The organism is Rhizobium leguminosarum (assembly GCF_001679785.1).
Classification (GTDB): Bacteria; Pseudomonadota; Alphaproteobacteria; order Rhizobiales; family Rhizobiaceae; genus Rhizobium; species Rhizobium leguminosarum_R.
On record NZ_CP016290.1, the window covers coordinates 477,706 to 498,450 of the forward strand.

Annotated in this window: 19 protein-coding genes and 3 pseudogenes; 14 read left to right on the forward strand and 8 right to left on the reverse strand. The window is 58.0% G+C overall.

Going from position 1 to position 20,745, the window contains the following annotated elements; all coding sequences use genetic code 11:
• Positions 1-289: 289 nt before the first annotated feature.
• From ccoN to rpoN, 10 genes and pseudogenes are all read left to right on the forward strand, one after another.
• A complete protein-coding gene (ccoN, locus tag BA011_RS36660; protein WP_065284417.1) occupies positions 290-1,912 on the forward strand; it encodes a cytochrome-c oxidase, cbb3-type subunit I in 1,623 nt (540 codons plus the stop codon).
• Positions 1,913-1,920: 8 nt separating this feature from the next.
• The gene (ccoO, locus tag BA011_RS36665; protein ID WP_018070435.1) at positions 1,921-2,655 is read left to right on the forward strand and encodes a cytochrome-c oxidase, cbb3-type subunit II; all 735 of its coding nucleotides are present in this window, start codon (positions 1,921-1,923) and stop codon (positions 2,653-2,655) included.
• Between the two features lie 8 nt (positions 2,656-2,663).
• Complete coding sequence (locus BA011_RS36670; protein ID WP_003549664.1) at positions 2,664-2,816, forward strand: CcoQ/FixQ family Cbb3-type cytochrome c oxidase assembly chaperone; 153 nt, start codon at positions 2,664-2,666, stop codon at positions 2,814-2,816.
• 1 nt (position 2,817) lies between these two features.
• Positions 2,818-3,681, forward strand: a complete 864-nt coding sequence (ccoP, locus tag BA011_RS36675; protein WP_065284418.1) for a cytochrome-c oxidase, cbb3-type subunit III — start codon at positions 2,818-2,820, stop codon at positions 3,679-3,681.
• Positions 3,682-3,691: 10 nt separating this feature from the next.
• Positions 3,692-3,875: pseudogene (locus BA011_RS45760) on the forward strand (hypothetical protein).
• A 172-nt stretch (positions 3,876-4,047) separates the two neighbouring features.
• Positions 4,048-5,615: pseudogene (gene ccoG, locus BA011_RS36680) on the forward strand (cytochrome c oxidase accessory protein CcoG).
• Positions 5,612-6,097, forward strand: coding sequence for a FixH family protein (locus BA011_RS36685; protein WP_065284419.1), 486 nt, complete (start codon positions 5,612-5,614; stop codon positions 6,095-6,097). The pseudogene ccoG and the gene BA011_RS36685 overlap by 4 nt, the downstream one beginning before the upstream one ends.
• Entirely contained in the window at positions 6,094-8,379 is a 2,286-nt protein-coding gene (locus tag BA011_RS36690; RefSeq protein ID WP_065284420.1) for a cation-translocating P-type ATPase, read from the forward strand. Before BA011_RS36685 ends, BA011_RS36690 begins: the two co-directional genes overlap by 4 nt.
• Complete coding sequence (gene ccoS, locus BA011_RS36695) at positions 8,376-8,534, forward strand: cbb3-type cytochrome oxidase assembly protein CcoS (RefSeq protein ID WP_003549679.1); 159 nt, start codon at positions 8,376-8,378, stop codon at positions 8,532-8,534. Before BA011_RS36690 ends, ccoS begins: the two co-directional genes overlap by 4 nt.
• Positions 8,535-8,838: 304 nt before the next feature.
• Positions 8,839-10,395, forward strand: a complete 1,557-nt coding sequence (gene rpoN, locus BA011_RS36700; RefSeq protein WP_065284421.1) for an RNA polymerase factor sigma-54 — start codon at positions 8,839-8,841, stop codon at positions 10,393-10,395.
• A gap of 49 nt (positions 10,396-10,444) precedes the next feature.
• Here the strand turns inward: rpoN and BA011_RS43575 are convergent, their stop codons facing one another.
• Entirely contained in the window at positions 10,445-10,726 is a 282-nt protein-coding gene (locus tag BA011_RS43575; protein WP_151343757.1) for a hypothetical protein, read from the reverse strand.
• A 157-nt stretch (positions 10,727-10,883) separates the two neighbouring features.
• Between BA011_RS43575 and BA011_RS46210 the strand changes: the two genes are divergently transcribed.
• The 3 genes from BA011_RS46210 to BA011_RS43580 all read left to right on the forward strand — a co-directional run bounded on the left by BA011_RS46210 (position 10,884) and on the right by BA011_RS43580 (position 12,739).
• The gene (locus BA011_RS46210; protein WP_257785332.1) at positions 10,884-11,006 is read left to right on the forward strand and encodes a hypothetical protein; all 123 of its coding nucleotides are present in this window, start codon (positions 10,884-10,886) and stop codon (positions 11,004-11,006) included.
• Positions 11,007-11,384: 378 nt separating this feature from the next.
• Positions 11,385-12,047 carry a transcriptional regulator gene (locus BA011_RS36710; protein WP_065284423.1) on the forward strand — a complete coding sequence of 221 codons (663 nt, stop codon included), beginning with the start codon at positions 11,385-11,387 and terminating at the stop codon, positions 12,045-12,047.
• 131 nt (positions 12,048-12,178) lie between these two features.
• On the forward strand, positions 12,179-12,739 hold the full coding sequence (locus tag BA011_RS43580; RefSeq protein ID WP_072641013.1) for a hypothetical protein: 561 nt from the start codon (positions 12,179-12,181) through the stop codon (positions 12,737-12,739).
• A gap of 248 nt (positions 12,740-12,987) precedes the next feature.
• Here BA011_RS43580 and BA011_RS46720 read toward each other — a convergent pair.
• Positions 12,988-13,124: pseudogene (locus BA011_RS46720) on the reverse strand (transposase); the annotation flags it as partial.
• Positions 13,125-13,293: 169 nt separating this feature from the next.
• Positions 13,294-13,461 carry a hypothetical protein gene (locus tag BA011_RS44715; RefSeq protein ID WP_186806629.1) on the reverse strand — a complete coding sequence of 56 codons (168 nt, stop codon included), beginning with the start codon at positions 13,459-13,461 and terminating at the stop codon, positions 13,294-13,296.
• Positions 13,462-14,318: 857 nt separating this feature from the next.
• Here BA011_RS44715 and BA011_RS36720 point away from each other — a divergent pair.
• Positions 14,319-15,431, forward strand: a complete 1,113-nt coding sequence (locus BA011_RS36720; RefSeq protein WP_065284425.1) for a TlpA disulfide reductase family protein — start codon at positions 14,319-14,321, stop codon at positions 15,429-15,431.
• A 365-nt stretch (positions 15,432-15,796) separates the two neighbouring features.
• Here BA011_RS36720 and BA011_RS36725 read toward each other — a convergent pair whose 3' ends face one another.
• The 5 genes from BA011_RS36725 to BA011_RS36740 form a co-directional block, all read right to left on the reverse strand.
• Positions 15,797-16,231 (reverse strand): ACT domain-containing protein, encoded by a 435-nt coding sequence (locus BA011_RS36725; RefSeq protein WP_065284426.1) that lies wholly within the window; start codon positions 16,229-16,231, stop codon positions 15,797-15,799.
• Between the two features lie 557 nt (positions 16,232-16,788).
• Positions 16,789-17,739, reverse strand: a complete 951-nt coding sequence (locus BA011_RS36730) for a PLP-dependent cysteine synthase family protein (protein ID WP_065284427.1) — start codon at positions 17,737-17,739, stop codon at positions 16,789-16,791.
• Between the two features lie 85 nt (positions 17,740-17,824).
• Entirely contained in the window at positions 17,825-17,995 is a 171-nt protein-coding gene (locus tag BA011_RS44720) for a hypothetical protein (RefSeq protein ID WP_155773460.1), read from the reverse strand.
• A 151-nt stretch (positions 17,996-18,146) separates the two neighbouring features.
• Entirely contained in the window at positions 18,147-18,365 is a 219-nt protein-coding gene (locus tag BA011_RS36735; RefSeq protein WP_065284469.1) for a helix-turn-helix domain-containing protein, read from the reverse strand.
• Between the two features lie 497 nt (positions 18,366-18,862).
• The gene (locus BA011_RS36740; protein WP_065284428.1) at positions 18,863-19,792 is read right to left on the reverse strand and encodes a sugar ABC transporter substrate-binding protein; all 930 of its coding nucleotides are present in this window, start codon (positions 19,790-19,792) and stop codon (positions 18,863-18,865) included.
• Positions 19,793-20,745: the final 953 nt, after the last annotated feature.

Here is a 20,745-nt window from a genome sequence, read left to right on the forward strand (position 1 = left end):
AGTGCATCTGTCGTCGTGCTCTCGTGTATCACAGCTGGCCCATAACGCGTTCCGCCAGTCCAGAGAACTGATCCACCACGAAAACGCGAGATCGAACCTTAAACACCCTGCGTGACGGGACGACAGTCGGAATGTGCCAACGACTAACGACCCCTTGTATTATAATCGTAGCGCCGGCCGTTTTCCCGACCTCTCGTTGACGCAGATCAAGGAGCAATTTGCGGCTTCGTGACAGTCCTGGCGAGAAAGACGGCCGCGACGCGGTCGTCGGCGTACTGGGGACGACATCATGAATTACACAACGGAAACGATGGTGATCGCGGTCGCGGCGTTTCTAGCTCTGCTAGGAGCGGCGTTCGCGCATGATCATCTCTTTGCGGTCCATATGGGCTTACTTTTCTTCTGCCTCGCCGCGGGGGCTGTGGTGCTGGTCAAGAAGGTTCAGTTTTCACCGGCAGGCCAATGGCGGAAAGTCGATATATCAGGCTATTTCGACGAGGTGATCCGGTATGGCCTGATCGCCACTGTATTCTGGGGCGTGGTTGGCTTCCTGGTTGGCGTGATCATCGCGCTGCAACTGGCCTTTCCTGACCTCAACATCGCCCCTTATCTCAATTTCGGAAGGCTGCGGCCCGTTCACACGTCGGCGGTCATCTTCGCCTTTGGCGGCAACGCGCTGATCATGACGTCGTTCTACGTGGTGCAACGCACCTGTCGCGCGCGTCTTTTCGGCGGCAACCTGGCTTGGTTCGTATTCTGGGGCTACCAGCTTTTTATCCTGATGGCTGCGACCGGATACGTTCTTGGAATCACTCAAGGCCGCGAATATGCCGAACCTGAGTGGTACGTCGACCTCTGGCTGACCATCGTTTGGGTCGCCTACCTAGCAGTATATCTTGGAACGATCCTGAAGCGCAAAGAGCCGCACATCTACGTGGCAAACTGGTTCTATCTCAGCTTCATCGTCACCATTGCGATGCTGCACGTGGTCAACAACCTGGCGGTTCCCGCCTCGTTCCTGGGCTCCAAGAGCTATTCTGTCTTCTCGGGTGTCCAGGACGCGCTGACCCAATGGTGGTACGGCCATAACGCCGTCGGTTTCTTTCTCACCGCCGGGTTCCTGGGCATGATGTACTACTTCGTGCCGAAGCAAGCCAACCGCCCTGTTTTTTCATACCGGCTTTCGATCATCCACTTCTGGGCGCTGATCTTCATGTACATCTGGGCCGGGCCGCACCATCTGCACTACACGGCACTGCCTGACTGGGCCCAGACGCTCGGTATGGTTTTCTCGATCATGCTCTGGATGCCGTCCTGGGGCGGCATGATCAACGGCGTCATGACCCTTTCGGGCGCCTGGGACAAGATCCGCACAGATCCGGTCATCCGTATGATGATCGTCGCTATCGCCTTTTACGGGATGTCGACCTTCGAAGGCCCGATGATGTCGGTGAAAACCGTCAATTCGCTCAGCCACTATACCGAATGGACGATCGGTCACGTGCATTCCGGCGCTCTCGGCTGGGTGGGAATGATCACCTTCGGGGCGATCTACTACCTGACGCCGAAGCTATGGGGACGCGAGCGTCTCTACAGCCTGCGGATGGTCAACTGGCACTTCTGGCTCGCAACCCTCGGGATCGTCGTCTACGCCGCCGTGCTTTGGGTTGCCGGCATCCAGCAGGGGCTCATGTGGCGCGAGTACAATTCCCAGGGCTTCCTCGTCTATTCCTTCGCGGAGACGGTCGCGGCGATGTTTCCCTACTACGTGCTGCGCGCGGTCGGCGGAACGCTTTACCTGGCGGGCGGTCTCGTCATGGCCTGGAACGTGTTCATGACGATCCGCGGCCACCTGCGCGACGAAGCTGCAATCCCAACCACTTTCGTGCCCCAACCACAGCCTGCCGAATGAGGTGAGACATGGCATCGATACTAGATAAACATCAGATCCTCGAGAAGAACGCGACGCTTCTTCTCGTCGGCTCGCTGCTCGTCGTGAGCATCGGCGGCATCGTCGAAATCGCACCGCTGTTCTACCTGCAGAACACGATTGAAAAGGTGGAAGGCATGCGGCCGTATACGCCGCTCGAGCTGGCCGGACGAAACATCTACATCCGCGAAGGCTGCTACCTCTGCCACAGCCAGATGATCAGGCCGTTCCGCGACGAGGTCGAACGTTACGGCCATTACTCGCTCGCGGCCGAGTCCATGTACGATCATCCTTTCCAGTGGGGATCCAAGCGAACCGGGCCGGATCTGGCCCGTGTCGGCGCACGCTACTCCAACGAATGGCATGTCCAGCATCTCGCCGATCCTCGGGCAGTCGTGCCGGAGTCGATCATGCCGCGTTACGCCTTCCTCAAAGAACAGAGGGTGACGGTCAAGGACGTGGGAATGGACCTGAAGGCCAACGAGGATGTGGGCGTGCCTTATAACGACGACATGCTGGCGAACGCGGAGGCCGACATGAAGGCCCAAGCCGATCCGAACGCAGATACGACAGCGCTGCTTGCCCGCTATCCGAAGGCGAAGACCGGCGATTTCGACGGCGATCCTGCTGCGCTGACCGAAATGGATGCCCTGGTGTCCTACCTGCAGATGCTCGGAACGTTGGTCGATTTCTCGACCTACGACGATGCGACCGGCTACCGATGAGGTGATCCATGGAAACCTACACTGCAATGAGACACTTTGCCGACAGCTGGGGCCTCCTGGCAATGGCGGCATTTTTCGTCGGCGTCGTTGTGTTCACCCTTCGCCCAGGCAGCAAGCAGACGGCGAAAGAGGCCGCCGATATTCCCTTGAAGGAAGATTGAGATGTCGGAAAAACATATCGATGAATTTAGCGGCGTCGAAACGACCGGACATGAATGGGACGGCATCCGCGAACTCAACAATCCGATGCCCCGCTGGTGGGTATGGACCTTCTACGCCACAATTGTCTGGGCGTTGGGCTATGCAATCGCATATCCCGCGATCCCGATGATTACCGACGCCACGAAGGGCATGCTGGGCTTTTCCAGCCGCGCCGAGCTGCAGCAGAACCTGGATCAGGCCAAGGCATCGCAGACGACGCTTCATGATCTGATCGCCGCCAAGACGGTGCGCGAGATCGATTCCGATTCTGCCCTTCGCGAATTCGCGGTCGCCGGCGGCGCATCTGCATTCAAGGTGAACTGCGCGCCGTGCCATGGCTCGGGAGCAAGCGGCGGCCCGGGATTTCCGAACCTCAACGACGACGATTGGCTGTGGGGCGGAGACCTGGATGCCATCCAGGCGACGATCGCGCATGGGATTCGCTTCGACGGGGATACGGACACTCATGCGTCCGAAATGCCGCCCTTTGCCGATGTTCTGGATCCCCTCCAGACAAGGCAGGTCGCGGCTTACGTCTGGGGACTGACCAATACACCGTCGGACCCCGGTCTCGCAGAGGCCGGAAAACAGGTCTTCGTCGATAACTGTGCCGCATGTCACGGTGACGACGCCAAAGGAAAAGCCGAAATGGGCGCGCCGGATCTCGCCGATGCGATCTGGCTGAAGGCACGCGGCGAGGATGCGATCATCCGTCAGGTGGCCGCTCCCAAGCATGGCGTCATGCCTGCCTGGGCAGGGCGTCTCGGCGATACGACGGTTAAGGAACTTACCATTTTCGTGCATTCGCTTGGCGGCGGGACGTGAGGAGAAAGCCATGACAGCTCACGGCCACAACCAGATCCTCGATCTCTATGGCACGCCGCGCGCCACGATACGATTACGCGGCTCGACGCGCCAAGGCCACGCCGCCACCTTCCAATCAGGACGACCTAGCAAAGAGCGGCAGTTCGATCATCAGTTGGACCTGCCTCAAAGACCACGAGCAGACAAGCCGGTAGCTGTAGCGTTGTCGAGGGCGTTCCAGCGAGGTTGTTTGTTCCCCCGCGGCCCCCGAGGCCACGCCCTCTCTCCATGGCGTTTTCCTTCCCCGGGAAGGCCTCCGCTCTTAATCTGCATCAATGACAGATGCGCAGCAGATGGGACAACGGCAGATGAAATCCGATAGGTCCCATGAATCTCTACACCGCACCAGATCCCGATACATCAAAAGGCTCAGTGGCAAGCCACTCAACGCCCGTCGCAACCGGCAGCCTCTCTACGCTCCTCGGAAGAAGGTTTTCCCCAAGCATGCAGAGGGACGTTTCCGTCGGTTCAAGTGGATCGTCCTGCTGATTACGCTTTGCATCTACTTTCTCGCGCCATGGATTCGCTGGGACCGGGGTCCTTACGCGCCTGACCAGGCAATCCTCATCGACCTTTCCTCACGGCGCTTCTTCTTTTTCTTCATCGAAATCTGGCCTCAGGAATTTTACTATGTAGCGGGTCTCCTCGTCATGGCGGGCTTCGGCCTGTTTCTCGTCACTTCAGCGGTTGGCCGCGCATGGTGCGGCTATGCTTGTCCGCAAACCGTCTGGGTTGATCTCTTTCTCGCCGTCGAACGTGGGATTGAAGGCGACCGAAACGCGCGCATGAAGCTTGACGCTAGTCCCATGAGCTTTGCCAAGCTGAGGAGGCGTGTCGTCAAACATTCGACCTGGCTGCTGATCGGCGTCCTCACGGGGGTAGCGTGGATCTTTTATTTTGCCGACGCGCCGAGCCTGCTTGTTTCGCTGTTCACCGGCCGCGCTCCTGCAGTCGCCTACACCACCGTCGCCATCCTTACTGCAACCACCTATGTGCTCGGCGGTCTGATGCGAGAGCAGGTGTGCACCTACATGTGCCCGTGGCCACGCATACAGGGCGCGATGCTCGATGAAAATTCTCTCGTCGTCACCTACAATGCCTGGCGGGGCGAGCAGCGGTCGCGGTACCCCAAGAGGGCTCGAGCCAGGGGCATGCCGGTCGGGGATTGCGTCGAATGCAATGCCTGCGTGGCAGTGTGTCCGATGGGAATCGACATTCGCAACGGGCAGCAGATGGGGTGCATCACATGCGCGCTCTGCATCGATGCCTGCGACGGCCGCATGGAGAAGCGCGGGAAGCCTCGCGGCCTGATCGCCTACGCCACGCTCAGCGAATACTCGAGCAACATGTCGCTCGCCACGGACGAAGGACGAACGGCCGTCCAGCCATCCAGGGTTCGAAATCAGGATGGGACCTTCGTTCCGGCGATCCGGCACTTCAACTGGCGTATCATCTTTCGTCCGAGAACCGTCTTTTACGCAGTCGCCTGGGCGTCGGTCGGCGTGGCCATGCTCGTCCATCTTACCTTTCGGGAGCGCCTTGAACTCAACGTCGTTCACGACCGAAACCCCCAATATGTTCTGGAAAGCGACGGCTCTCTGCGGAATGGCTACACGCTTCGTATCCTGAACATGGTGCCGACGCCGAGGGATGTGAACATAAGCCTGGTCGGGCTGGAGGGGGCGACGATGCGCATCCCCGAGTTCGGCAAGGAAGGCGCTCGCAGCTTTACAGTCCATGCCGAACCCGACGCGGCCACGACGCTCAAGGTCTTCGTTACACGCAAGCCTACCGGAGCCGCGATCAATGAATTTCTGTTCGTTGTCGAAGATACCGATCATGCCGATCGGGCAACTTACCGCGCGGCGTTCAATGCACCGGGAGACATCAAATGAAGACCTCCGCTCAAGGTTTTACAGGCCTGCACATGCTGCTTGCGACCTCGGCATTCTTTGGCGTGGTAATCGCGGTGAACGTCACCATGGCCTTCTATGCCTCTTCCAGCTGGAGCGGTCTGGTCGTGGAAAACACCTATGTCGCCAGTCAGGAGTTCAACCGCAAAGCGGCGGCGATGAAGGCAATGGCCGCTTCCGGCATCGAGGGCAACCTCTCCATAAAGGGCCACGAGATCCGCTACGACATTCGCGACAAGAGCGGATCGCCTGCGATCGTCGACGACGTCGTTCTGAATTTCAAACGGCCCGTCGGAGACCACGAGGACTTCCTCCTTACGCTCAAGAAGGCAGCCGCGGGGCGGTTCGAAGCGGAACATGATCTAGCCGAAGGTGACTGGATCGTCGAGGCCATCTCGCGAAACAACGGCGTGGTCGTCATGCATGAGGCAAAACGCATCGATACTGCGGAGTTAGACCAATGACCTGCTGTACCATGGACGCCGAAAGCGTGCTTGCCCTCAGCACGACATCATTCAGTGCCGAAGAGGTCCGCCTTGCCAGCCAGCCGCTCGGCGAAGGATTGCGCCAGTTGGACCTGAGCGTTTCCGACGTCCACTGCGGCGGCTGCATTTCGACCATCGAAAGGACGTTGTTGACGCTTCCCTTCGTCAAGACAGCGCGAGTCAATCTCACGGCGCGAAGGGTGAGCTGCGTCTACAAGGAGGAGATCGAGACGGGCGCAACCGATCCGTCCAGGATCCTCGCAGCGATCAACGCGGCCGGATATCGCGCGCATCTCTTCACCCCCTCAGCTCCCGAGAACGACAAGACCAGAAATCAGCTTCTCCTCGCGATCGGCGTTTCCGGTTTTGCGGCTGCCAACATCATGTTGCTCTCAGTATCGGTCTGGTCGGGCGCAGATGCCGCGACGCGCGATATGTTTCATTGGATCTCGGCGATGATAGCAGCGCCCGCGCTGGTTTATGCGGGGCGCTTCTTCTTCAAATCGGCCTGGAATGCGCTGCGGCACGGGCGCACCAACATGGACGTTCCGATCTCACTCGCCGTGTCGCTCTCCTATGCCGTTTCCTTGTGGGAGACCGTCCATCACGGCGAGCATGCGTGGTTCGACGCTTCGGTCTCGCTGCTCTTCTTCCTGCTGATCGGCAGAACCCTCGATCATATCATGCGGGAAAAGGCTCGGGCAGCGATCAACGGACTGGCACGGCTCGCCCCGCGCGGAGCATTGCTGATCAATCCGGACGGGTCGCGACGCTACATTGCGGTAGAAGAGATCGCGGCGGGGGATGAAATCTCGATAGCCGCGGGCGAAAGGGTTCCCGTCGATGGCATAGTCGTCAGCGGAAAAAGCGACGTGGATCTCTCCATCGTCACCGGCGAGAGCAGCCCCGTCGCCGTTGCCAGCAACAGCGAAGTGAGTTCCGGGGCAATGAACCTGACCGGCTCGCTGGTGTTGCGGGCAACGAGAATTGCCAAGAATTCGCTTCTCTCCGAGATCATCGGCCTGATGGACGCCGCTGAGGGCGGAAGGGCTCGCTATCGCAGGATCGCCGATCGCGCTGCGGCACTCTATTCCCCGATCGTGCATCTGCTGGCGCTGGTCTCTTTCCTTGCCTGGGGCATCCTGGGAGGAGACTGGAAACAGGCCATGCTGGTCGCCGTAGCGGTGCTGATCATCACCTGCCCGTGTGCATTGGGTCTTGCCGTGCCCGTGGTCCAGGTTGTCGCCGCAGGGGAGCTTTTCCGGAAGGGCATCATGGTGAAGGACGGTTCAGCACTCGAAAGACTGGCCGAGGCCGACACCGTGGCCTTTGACAAAACGGGCACCTTGACGATGGGCAGTCCGCGCCTTGTCGGAGTGGACACCATGGAAGAGAGCGCCACCGCAATCGCCCGTGGATTGGCCACGCATTCACGGCATCCTCTTTGTCGGGCTCTGGTGCGGGACACCGAAACCGCCCCCATGTCCTTCGACAGCGTCACGGAAATCCCCGGCGGGGGACTGGAGGCCAGGAACGGAGCGGATGTCTATCGATTGGGCAACACGGCGTTTGCCTGCGGAACCAGCATCGTGCCCCGTATCGTCGACAATCCGTTCTCGGAAGTGGTCCTGTCGAAGAATGGCGTCGATCTTGCCCGCTTCTTCTTCGATGACACGCTTCGTCCGGGTGCGTGCGATGCCATCGACCGGCTCGATGCAGCAGGCCTTGAAACGCTGATCGTGTCCGGCGACAGGCAGACCGTCGTCGACAATACTGCGCATGCCCTGGGTATCGACAGGGCTTTTGGCTCTCTGACGCCGAAACAGAAGGTCGAGGAATGCCAGAGGCTGAATGGCCAAGGTCGTCGCGTGCTGATGGTTGGCGACGGTATCAACGACGCCCCGGCGCTTGCTGCGGCGCATGTCTCGATGGCGCCGGCCACGGCCTCCGATATCGGCAGACAGGCGGCCGACCTGGTTTTCTTCAACGATCGCCTTGACGCTGTTCCAGAAGCGATCGCCGTTGCGCGACGATCCGCCAGCCTGATCCGCCAGAACTTCGCTCTCGCCATTGGTTACAACGTTCTGGCGGTGCCGATCGCCATCGCCGGATTGGCGACGCCGCTAATAGCGGCGGTGGCAATGTCGACATCTTCGATCATCGTCGTGACCAACGCCCTGCGCCTGAACGCCTTTGGCAAGCGTCCGGATATACGCATTCGAGGGCGGATCGGCAGGAGTGCGGAGGTCAAAGCCGCATGAACATGTTGATCTATCTCATACCGATCGCGCTGCTGATGGGAGGAATAGGACTCCTGGCATTCCTTTGGTCGCTGAAGAGCGGCCAGTATGACGACCTTCAAGGCGCCGCCTGGCGAATCCTCGCCGAGGACGAAACCGATCAACGAGAACCCTGACCGCACACTCGGTCCAAACAGGAAAGGCAGATGGGGAATTGCGAAGATCGAACTGTCGTCGTTTCGTCGGGTCCGCAACACATGCCCCTATCCAAACTGTGTTCACCCAACAACCGAATTTGAGCATCTTTTCGGAAGCCAATCGAGTGGTTTGGCACGAAATCTCGAAAGCAGATTACCGGCCGAGGCGCCCAAACTGTCCAATGGTTCATGATGTTAAGCACGTGTCAATTTTCACGCGAAGGGATCGATTTCCGAGCCCTGAAGCCATGATCGGCAGCTCCTGCGAGTTAAGGGTTTTATCATGAAATGCTCTGCCAATTTTTTCCTGCATCAGACCCAGTCTTTGGGGATGTCACCGCAACGGATGCAATCCATCCAGTTGCTGCAAATGAATCATTTTGAACTCAGCCAGTTTATCGCTCAAGAAGTGGAACAGAATCCGCTGCTCGAATTTCAGGACGACGACGAGGCGGGTGGCGAATGCTGCGAAACCCAAGATGGAGAGTATGCTCATCAGCCGGAGGATGCCGGCGGGGACGATGGTTATGACAATCGTGACGAGGCGCTCTCCACCGACTGGTATGACAATGGCGGCAGCGCCAGCACCAGCCGACTGAATGACGAGCTCGACGCCAACTACACCAATGTCTTTCCTGACGACGCGGCCCCGCAGCGCCTCGACGCGCCGGAGCTCGTCAGCCAATGGAAGTCGATGCCGGGCAGCGGCGATGGCGCCGACTACGATATCGACGATTTCGGCGCCGGCCAGGTGTCGCTGCGCGATCATATCGCCCAGCAGATCCCTTTCGTCCTGCCTGACATGGCCGACCGGCTGATCGCGCAGAATTTCGTCGACCAGCTCGACGAGCGAGGTCGTCTGCAGGCCGATATTGTCGGGGCAAGCGAGAGGCTGGGCACGAGCCTCGCACAGGCCGAGCGCGTGCTTGCCACCCTGCAGAGCCTCGATCCGCCGGGTGTTTTCGCCCGCAGCCTCGCCGAATGCTTTGCCATCCAGCTCAGGCAGAAGGACCGCTACGATCCGGCCATGCAGGCCCTGGTCGAAAATCTCGAACTGCTTGCCCGGCGCGATTTTGCCACGCTGAAGCGGCTTTGCGGCGTCGACGAGGAAGATCTTCTCGACATGCTCGGCGAGATCCGCCAGCTCAATCCGAAGCCCGGCAGCGGTTTCGAGGCACCTGTTTCCGAAGCGATCATACCCGATGTGGCCGTCAGAGCCTCCTCGGATGGCGGCTGGCTGGTCGAGCTCAATCCGGATGCGATGCCGCGCCCGCTGATCAACAAGTCCTATTCTTCCCTGGTGAAAAAGAACGACGAAGCTCGCGCCTTCCTTTCCGGTTACCAGGAGAAGGTCAGTTGGCTGATGCGCAGCCTCGACGAGCGGGCAAAAACCATCATGAAGGTGGCAAGCGAAATCGTCCGCCAGCAGGACGCCTTCCTGCTGCACGGCGTCGATCATCTGCGGCCGCTGAACCTGAAAACGGTCGCCGAGGCGATCAAGATGCATGAATCCACCGTCAGCCGCGTCACGTCGAACAAATATATGCTGACGCCGCGCGGCCTCTTCGAACTCAAATATTTCTTCACCGTCTCGATCAGCGCCGTCGCCGGCGGCGACAGCCATTCGGCCGAGGCCGTGCGTCACAAGATCCGCGCGCTGATCCTGCAGGAGAGCCCGGAGGCGGTGCTTTCCGATGACGATATCGTCGACATGCTGAAGAAGGGCGGCGTCGATCTCGCCCGCCGCACGGTTGCGAAATACCGGGAGGAGATGAACATCGCCTCTTCAGTCCAGCGCCGCCGCGAGAAGCGGGCACTCGCCAAGGTCGCGGGCTTCTGAGGCTGTGTTCAACCCGTTCGAATTATCCTGCTCTAAGCGGCGGCGCGATCTATGTGAAAGCTAGCCCTTGGTGAGTTTGGAGCACGCCCGAGCCTCGATCCTCAACTGGTTGCACTGACCCGTGACGAATCCATCTGATTGCGGAACAGACCACAAAACCGCTGCCCTGGGGTTTTGGCAGCGGAACGCCAAGCATCACCGCCCGGATCAAGAGGCCGTCGAAGCGGCCGGGGTGAACCGTGCGAGCATCGGAGTTCAGCGCCTCGATCTCGTTGTTCAAAAAGCAATCAATCGGATCCAAAAGCGACGAGCAGACGGCAACTGCGGTCAATCAGTTGCGCCGCCATGGTAAAGCCGCATCAATTTTGACTTGATCTACGGTCCTTCAAATTCAGACGGTCAGTCCTGCCTAAGACCGGTGAGCTGCCGCCATGCGCCCAGTCGGGTTTCCGCGTTCGGCTGCGCACGTGTTACGATGGAACCAACGTTTGATCGAGGAGAAGGCATTGCCGGATATGCCTACCCGAGCCGGTCAGGCCGCGGTCGTGGGCGATACCCTGGAGGGCTATGACCCGATTGGGCTCGATCATTTTCTCTTCGCCGGACGATGAGCTTGCGCTGGCGCAGAAAGCCCGCCAGTTGCGACGTAACTCATTCGGGTATTCGGCCGACACTTGCACAACCGAGATCGGGTTCGGCGGGTCAACTATTGGTCTTCTATGCGAGGGCTACGCACAAAACGAACTTACGCAATATTTGTATAGCCGGAACATCGGATCAGGCCGAATTGCTCTCACCAGCGAAGATCGGCTCGCAATCATCGAGCGGCGCAACGGAACTATAACCCAGCTGTTGCTTATTTTCGGTTGGACCCAGTGGGCCAAGATTCAAAATATATAGACCGGATGGACTGTAGTCGCTATCTGAAAGGCTTGCGATGCTGAAGACGTCGCCGAACCTTCGAATCAGACACCCGAGGCTTCTTTACGATGAAAAAAGTCCAACGCAGCTTTGCCATAGAATATAAATCCGGTCGCCGAAAACTCAATTTCAAACCGAACTCAATCTGGGGAGACACCGATCTCAAGTCCGTTGCGCAAGATATGCAGGACGAGGCAATGCCATATATGTCATTAACTCCTCAGGCAAAAAGCAGCGAGATGCTTGTATCCGCAGAAGAACAGGCCGGGGCGTTATTGACACTGCCGATCGAGCAGGAGACAAATGCATCGGCTTTACAGGAGACCACAATGGCCGACGAAAACGATGCGATGACCAATGCTGACATGCCGGCCGCCACGGCGTCCGATGTATCGAAGAAAGTGCGCAAACCTCGCGCCGGGAAAGCGGTGCCTGAAACGGCCCCAGACCCGGTTTCTGTGCAACCAGCAGCGGCTTCGCTTGCCACCACCGGAAAGCAGAAGAGAGGACGCAAAGCAAAGTCTGACGAAGGTGCGACAAACGCCAGACGTGCGCCTATCAAGCGTGCTCCGAGGGCGGTTCAGGCAGCGACGGCACCGTCGGTGACTGCAGTTGACGAGTTTGCGGATCTTCTGCAGCTGGAAGAGGAAAATCAAAGACTGCGCAAGCTGTTGGCCGAGAAGCTACGTGCCGAAAATGCCGATCTGCGAAAGCGGCTCAACCTCGGTTGATCGAAAGCTGTCGGCCAAGCGCTGGCCGCATTCTCATGCTTATTGATGCGAATAGTTTGGCGGCGGTTAGTCATGCCGCCAACGCTTTTGCACGTAGTTTGCGCACGGGGTAGAATTCGAGGTCGAATAAAATGGCGTCTCCATGGAAGCTTCTTGCCCGACTGGTGTCCCCGCGACGGCAGCAGAGGCAAGAACACGGCTCGACCGATGCCGTGAAGCCGGACGTATTGGCCATTGCCAAGCCGACAGCCAACAACGAGTTAGGCGCCGCAGACCGTCCGGCCGACGAAAAGTCAGTTCTCCAGGGTCATTCCGCGGCGGTGTCAGTCGACCCGGATCATGCCGACGAGGCGGCAAGCGCTATTGATGGTCCCGCAGATATCGAAGGCGCGAGGCCGGAGGAAGCAGCTGATCCAGCTTTGTCCAATGAAGCCGACATAGCTGCACATGCTGCATATGCTGCACCAAATGCCTTTCGACTTGGTGAAGGTCAAACGCGAAAGCGCAGCACGCGGGGCAAGAAGGCGAAAACTATTGCAGTCGTTCTCCCACGGCCTCCGAGCGTTTCCACTGCTTCTGACGATGCAATCAATCTCGATGAAGAGATCAGGCTCCTCCGGCACCAGTTGGCGGGCAAGCTTCGAATGCAAAATGCACAATTGAAGCGTATGCTGGAGCGGTTCGAGCACTGAACGTGTACAAGTCCGATCCACCGGCCGCGGGCTTGAGCAGAGTGACAACGCATTTTATGCTGGGCTCCGCCGACGCCACTTGGCGCCCGGTCAAGCGCCACGCAAGGAGCAAACCGCGCCTACACTCGAACTAAGCTATCAATAGCATGATCTGGGCCTTTCGAATTGACCGACGATAGCCGTACGGCACACGCTTCTCGCAGGTCTCACGAAGACGACGTTCCAGACCGGCCTGATCGGCGCGGAGAGCCGGCATACTTCTTCTTCCAGCTGAGGTAGGTCGCCTGATTGATGCCCGCTTGCGGCAGACGCAGCAACCGACACCTTCATCACCTTGTTTCAGAATGAACGCCTTCTGCGCGTCCGAAAATTGCGATGCCTTCATCGTCTTCCGTTCCTTTCCCAGGAAAATACACCGACGCCGGTCCATTGCGTAGTGAAATCCTGGTGCGACAGCTTGCGAGTGTCGTCATAGGCTGGGTCCATGACAGTGAGCCTCCTCGCGTCGACCGCTTGGAAGTCGCGGAGCGAGGTTCAATTCGGCCGCGGCATCACTACGGGAAAAATCGGTTCTCACGCAGCAGGTTGAGAAAATGCGCCAACTCGGCCTTATCCGTTTCAGTGAGGAGGCGGACCGGGCCGATCGTGGTTCCGGACGAGATCAGAGCTTTGAGGTCAATGGCAAGATCGCTGCTAGCGCGAACATTGGCTCTAACCGCCATGAGCTTTTCGCAACCACCTCATTATCCAGGGTGAGGATCTCCTGATCTTGCGGAACCCGGTCGGCGGCTAGGATGCGAGAAGCGCGCCCGGAGAAGGGCGCGACCAGGGGGGATGGGTACCCATGGTATGGGGATTGTTCAAATCTCCCCGCTCGTAGCGCAGCCTTCATGACTTATCCGATTTGAAGGCTGTCGGAGCGCCTCTCCAACGCGGTAGTGATCGGGGCGGCTTCCGACACGACATGTCGGAAGCCCTACAAAACCCTCCGAATAGCGACAACGACACATGTGCAATCTCAAAGGCTTACCGGCGCAACCTGACTGGCACGATTAGTGCTCAGAGTAAGCCGGGTCGCTACTGACCTATTCCGACTTTGGGAGATCAAGTGACTATGCACACTGTGCCTTTTATCAAACGGGTGCTGGACATTCAGGAGCCTGATCGTCGTTCCGGAAAGCGGACAATTGATGGCGACCCGGCCTCGGTCGGATCCGGAATTGCAAAGAGGCTGAACCTCCGGCGCCTGACTTACAGGCGTCGCTTGCACAACCCCGCGGCGTCTAACACGGAGAAGCATAGGTGTTCATGACTAATGGGAATTCCAATGACCTCCAACTGCATCAAGGCTCGGCGTCTTCCTGTCACGACGGAGACATCGCCACCCTCCCAAAAGAAGGACACTATCGCAATGGCCGCCCGCACCCGCAGAAGCCATTTTAGAAGACGAGATCACAAGCGTGCGTCCAACAGACGGAACATGCGCCGCGTTTCGAAATCGAAGCAACTCGAGCTGATACTCAACACGCTCATTCCTGGCGCACGAAGCGCCGGATAAAACACTGGTGGAGACCAAAACATGACCTCTGATTTGGGCATAGACTCTCCAGCTCCGTCCATCAATGTGCAGCACTGGCTGCGCGGCGATCCGCTTTCCAACTTCCAGCTCGGCAAGATATACATCCTTGAGTTCGTTTCGACTACCTGCAGTGGTTGCGGGCCGGCGCTGGCCCGCCTGGCTCAGTTGCAGGAGGAATACAGCGACATCGGAGTTGAGCTCATCGGCATTACAGCAAATGAGCGGGCTGCAACGGCTGACGAGGCCCTAGCTCAGGTGGACGCATGGGTGACCAAATGGCTCCCCAACTCGAAAATTCGGATCGGGTTCGACTACTCAGGCGAAATGGATAAGGATTGGAAGAAAGCTAGCCTAACTTTCCATGTTCCACAGGCGTTCGTTGTCGACCGAGCCGGCAGAATCGCCTTTATCGGTGATCCGGACATGCTCGAGGATGTTTTGCCAAAAGTGATTGACGGCAGCTGGCTCGCCAGCGCGGAATCAAGAAATGCCGAAGAGGAGCGCATTGCTAAAGCCGAGATCGATGCTCCGGAGCGCGCGTTGTTTGATCGAATCCGGGCGGCGACAGAGATTGAGGATTGGAAGACGGCGCTCTCTGCCATTGAGGAGGGCATCAACCTTTTCCCGGACAGTATCTCCTTGCACCAGTGGCATGTCCGGATATTGATTGGAGGAATGCGCGACATGGAGGCGGGCTGGATAGCATTAGTCCAATTTGCTCGCACTGCAATTGAACGAAACTCTGAAGTTTGGCTTCTTATGGCGATGCAAGAACTCTTCGGTCCACACCTCGATTACTCGGGCCTTCCATTGGCGGAACGCATTTCGATGGGCAAGGATCTCTCCGAACGAATCCTGAGACTGTGTCCGCAGCACGATGCTCCTTTCCGCTATTATTCTTACCTGACGATTGCCTTTTACTACCATGAGAGCGGCGACAACAACCGCGCTGTGGATTTGATCGAGCAGGCTCTGAAGTTCGTGGACGGAGAGTCTCTCCCGGACGTCGAGAAGCGTGAACGGATGGTGCATTTGCTGCATACCCTGGCGAAGTATAAGGGTGAGCAGGTTTGCTATGGGGGGATTTGTGCGGCTCCACGGAAGCAGTGTTGAAATAGAAACCTGTTGGCGCTGCTCAGGCAGCGTCGACAGGAATTCTAACGAACCATTGGAGCAAAAATCATGTTTGATCCGACCGGATCGCTCGCGTTTCGCGCACATCCCACAACCGGCATCAGGAGGGAAGACGGTCCATCTGTCAGTTTCTTCCGAAATCGGCGCGCTGCTGCCAACCGGAATGAAGCTTTCGCTGGGATACGGGGAATCTGGATGCATTGACGGCGATCATCGGAGCTTTGCGCCATGTCAAACTGGGCGCTGATATCAAGGTCTACCCGAATCGCGAACCAACGCCAGGTCTGCTCGTGCTGCCGCTTGCCCGCGAAGTTAGCAAGGCTTCGCCGGCTATGTGCGGGGGATTACCGTTCGTCAACATTGCGCATCGCCCGCGCGGACTCGCGTTGCAGCGTTTCCAACAGATGCAATGCTCGATCAGCTAGGCCCGCCGGAACAAAGATGTGGTCGTGGTGATATGCTGCCACCATGTTGCACGGTATGCCAGCTTCTGCGAGAGAGGCGGCGACGCCCGCCGTAAGGCCGACGCTATCGAGCGCAGAATTCACATTGAGGGTGATCTGGCGCATCGCAAGTGAAGTTTCGAACCCCGCTTCGTGCGCCTCTCCTTTCTCAAGGATGACTGTCAAACCTTCTCTTTCGTGAAATGTCCCAATCGGACTCAGATTGTGGACTTTGCTCCCTTCATTGGGTATCGAGCAGAACACATACTCGCCGTCTTCGACCGAGGGCGTCATGTTCGACAGCATTTCGAACTTGTCTCGCGACACAATAGTCATTTTAGCGGTCTCCTTTGCCTATCATCATGATGTCTTAGGTGTTCCTTGTCTAAGACGGGGCGCGAACAAATGAGATTTCCTTAACTGGCATAAGGCAGATTGACGACGTTCGAGTGTCGCGGCAACTCACAGGGTGGCTCCTGCGTCGGGGTCGGAGCAAAAATCACTCATGCGACAATGTTAGACCGTAAGCCGTCGTCAGGGCCGCAAACTATGCCGCCTAAGAGTTCAATGCAGTCGATTACCAATTCGACCGAAGCAGCTGATCAACTTTCTGAGGAACACATCTGCAACGCAGGCGAGAAGGTGGGCAAGCCAGGCTTGGTCTTCGACGCCGTTTAGATTGACGATCGTCGTGGCAGAGCCTGGGCGGAATGTGAGATTTGCTCGTGGGCACGATCATGAACCTTCCCTGCCCCGTTGACAGGATGCTCCAAAAAACTGCGTACCGATACAACGAGGGGCGCGTTTGCCTAGGGGCCAGGGCCAACCGTTGGTTACGCAGGCTCCAATTCAACCGAAGGTCCAGCGTCACCCTGGCGATCGCTCTGCCGCTTTCAGGTATCCGCAAAAAGCTTCCCGTTCATGTACTTTAGACCGGTGTCGCTCGCGACCGTGACGACCGTCCTACCCGGCCCCAACTCCTTGGCCAGACAAATCGCCGCAGTGACGTTGAGGCCCGTGGACGTACCGACCAGCAATCCTTCCTCCCGTGCCAATCGGTGACACATAGCGCGTGCTTCCTCTTCCGGAATGCTGCGCGTTTCGTCATACAGATGTTGATCGAGCAAAGGCGGAACGAAGCCTACCCCTATGCCCTCGACGTGGTGGGTTCCGGCCCAACCTTTCGATATGACGGGTGAAGAGGCCGGCTCCAGAACCACGATCCGAACCGTCGCTGAGCGCGATTTTAGAATCCTTGCCACGCCCATTGTCATTCCGGCCACACCGACCGCGCCACAGAAGGCGTCGATACCGTCTGGAAATTGTGTGACCAACTCGTGACCGATTTCTTCGTAGCCAATTAAGGCGTCACGGTTGTTAAACTGGTCCGAATAATAGCAGTCCGATCGGGCGGAGACCTCCTGGGCGTGCCGGATCATAGACGGAATCAGATCGGCCGAGATTTCGCCGGACGGGCTATGGATCAGATCAACGGTTGCGCCAAAGCTGCGCATGGTACGCAACTTCTCCATGGCAAAGGCGTTGGAAGAAGCCACAATGAAATGATAGCCTTTCACTGCGCAAACGAAGGCGAGCGAGGACCCCGTGCTTCCCCCACTCGCCTCGACTACTGTCATTCCTGGCTGCAAATCTCCGCGGCGCTCAGCCTCTTCGATGATGGATTTTGCCATGCGGTCTTTATACGAGCCTGTCGGGTTGAAATACTCGAGCTTCACATAGACTTGAGCGCTCCCGTCCGGTACGACGCGACGCAGGCGTATGACCGGTGTATTGCCAATAGCGTTGAGCGCGGAATCGACGGGGGGCGGGGGGCTCAGTTGCATGTTTTATTTGTCCTTCCGGTTGATCGTCTAGCGTCTATTGGACAAGCCACCCGGGTGAACCGCGTGTTGAGTTTTCAGATGGGCGTCAAACCGATGCAAAACACCCAACAAGATCATACAGCGGATTCCCACGAAGTTTCCCAAGAGACTGCTGAACCTTGGAATCGAGCTGCACGCGATGATGCCGAATTTGCGAGCGGAAGAACTGCGCCAGCCGCCGCCATTCCCCTTGAAGAGTCAGCTGGTTGTCGAACATCACAGCCGAGGTTCCCTGCCCTACCCTTCAAAACTGTGCCCGAGTCGAACGGCATCCCCATTGAAGCGCGACCCGTGAGTTGCTGCACCCACCTTCCTTGAGGAGGTAGAGCCGTGGAAAAAGCTGTTCAACGATGTCTGCGCGGCACATCTCATATCTTTTCTAAAATCCCTAGAGCGGATGCGGTCCTTCGAATCCTCGACGCGTCGAAATCCACGTCGTTCTCCAGAGCTGTCACCTCTGCCACAGTCAGACCAGTGGTTTCTGCGACGTCGTCCAGCGAATAGCCGCGAGCCAGGCGAGCTTCTGCAAGCAGAGCACCAACGGACGGGGCAACTGGGGATTTCGCAATCTTCGAGACCATGTTCATGTCGATTAAGGCTCCTTTTGGCGGCCGGAAAACGTGCATCCGTTTTCTCGTTCCACCGCTGCCGACCGCGTCCGGCAACGGACAGTTTCTTCGAATTCCGCGGGCGCTCTTTCTATCAATTTCTGCGGCGGAGTACAGGTCTGACGCGATGAAGGGCCGACAAGCAGCTTCCGATCTGGCAGGAGCGTTCGCCCCGGTCGGGAAGCTCGTAGGGCGTGATGCACCGATCATTCCCAAGCGGAGAACGATGGACAAACAATTCGAGAGTTGCCTCGGCGTGATAAGCTCATGGCCCGCAGATTCGGCCAGAGCCTGTGAGAACCCTGCCGGGCGCTGTTGATCGGCCGTCGTCTTGAAGAGATCGCCTGAGAACGGCGCATGGGGATCAAGCGCAGCAGCCTGAGAACTCAAGGGTCCTTCATCTTTAAGGATTTGAGGAACTTCGAGCGCCCGAAAAGAGGATACGGGCAAAGCCCGCATCCTGTGTGGCGTTCGCCTCAGTTCTTGGTGACGAAGTCCTTGACGTTGGCAGGCGTCACGAGCTGGAAGGGAATGTAGACCTTCTTTTCGATCTTTTCGCCCTTGGCGAGCTTGAGCGCTGCATCAAGCGAGCCCTTGCCCTGGCCGGCGGCATCCTGGAACACGGTAACGTCGAGATCGCCCGCCTGCATGGCGGCAAGCGCGTCCTGCGTGGCGTCGACGCCGCCGACGACGACCTTGCTCATGTCCTTGCCGGCTGCCTTCAGCGCCTGGATGGCGCCGATCGCCATTTCGTCGTTGTTGGAGATGACGGCGTCGAACTCGATGCCGCTGGAGAGCCAGTTGGTCATCAGGTCGGCACCCTGGGTACGATCCCAGTTGGCCGTCTGCTCTTCAACGATCTCGATGCCTTTGCACTCATCGGTCTTGATGACGTCATGGACGTCCTGGGTCCGCATGCGCGCAGCCTGGTTGGAGAGTTCGCCCATGATGACGACAGCTTTGCCCTTGCCGCCGAGAATACGGCAGATTTCCTTGGTTTCCAGCGTGCCGGATTCCAGCTCGTTGGAAGCGACGAAGGCCTGCTTGTCCGGCAGCGTGTCGACGTTGACCGGCTGACGGTTGACGTAAACCAGCGGTATGCCGGCATCGGCTGCGAGCTTCGACATCGCCGTGGTCGCATCGGTATCGACAGGGTTGACGATGATTGCATCGACCTTGGAGGCGATGAAATTCTGGATCTGGCTCTGCTGCTTGGAAACGTCGTTCTGTGCGTCTTCGACCTGCAGCGTCACGCCGCTCAGTGTCTTTGCATAATCGGTCATGCCGTTGCGCAGAACCGTCAGGAAATTGTCGTCGAACTTCGCCATCGAGACGCCGACCGTTTCCGCGTGAGCCGCCGTCGACATGACGAGCGCCATCGCAGTGCCCAGGATAAACTTTTTCATTTTCACTTCCTCCACAAAGCGGTGCCCGGCTGCACCCTCCTCACGCCGGGTTTCCAGCACACTGGCCGAAAACAATTACCAGGGCTGCCAGATAAGGGCCGGACATCACCATAAGATATCAAGACAATCTCGATGCTGACGACTAGCCCCTCCTTCGCCGGTACGTTGGCTCGCGCGAACCCCCAATTTTTTTGGTGCCTAATTTGATGATTTAAGTCCGCAGTCTTCAACAGCGCCAATGCCGAGCGTCTTTCACCAAAGACACCACAATGATGCAAAGCCGACACATGCCATATTGTCCAATCTCTTCGTCAGCTTTCGCGTGATCGCGAGGCAACGTGACGCAGTTTTGGCAAGCTTCTATCTATTTCGTTTTGCGGTCCATGCATCGTTGTTTGTAAATCCTCTCATTCTTGAAAGAATCGTCGCGGTGAATGAGAGAACCCCATCAGTCCCCGGATATTTTCAGGGATATCGAACCCGATGCAGGAGAGATTAACAAGAGCGGCGCCGCCGCAATGGACCGGGCAGTCGCTGAACTGGGCCGGTCGAGGCGGCAACTCTACACTCACCCTCGCAGACCTCCCGGCTCCGGCGCAGACCTCTCCGGAGATGTCGTTGGCGTCGACATGTCATCTGCACTTGTCGATGCAATTTTATTTCATGACCGTGTCCAATCGCTGGCAATAGATTGTGCAAATACACGAGGGGTAAAAACGATCATGGCCCGAATTCTCAACCGAATGTGACGGCCGTACTCCTGCCATGGGGACCCTGTCAGCGTCAGCGTCCGACTCCTTGAATCGACGGTCGACTTCCGCGCGTTCCTCTCTGCGGCCGCGTTAAGCTCCGAGAAGAAGTGATGCATTGAGAGAGCACACTCTACAAATGCGATCGGCGACGGTCGCGGGCGTTGGTGCACAGATCTGGAATTGAACGGATGGGGATCTTTG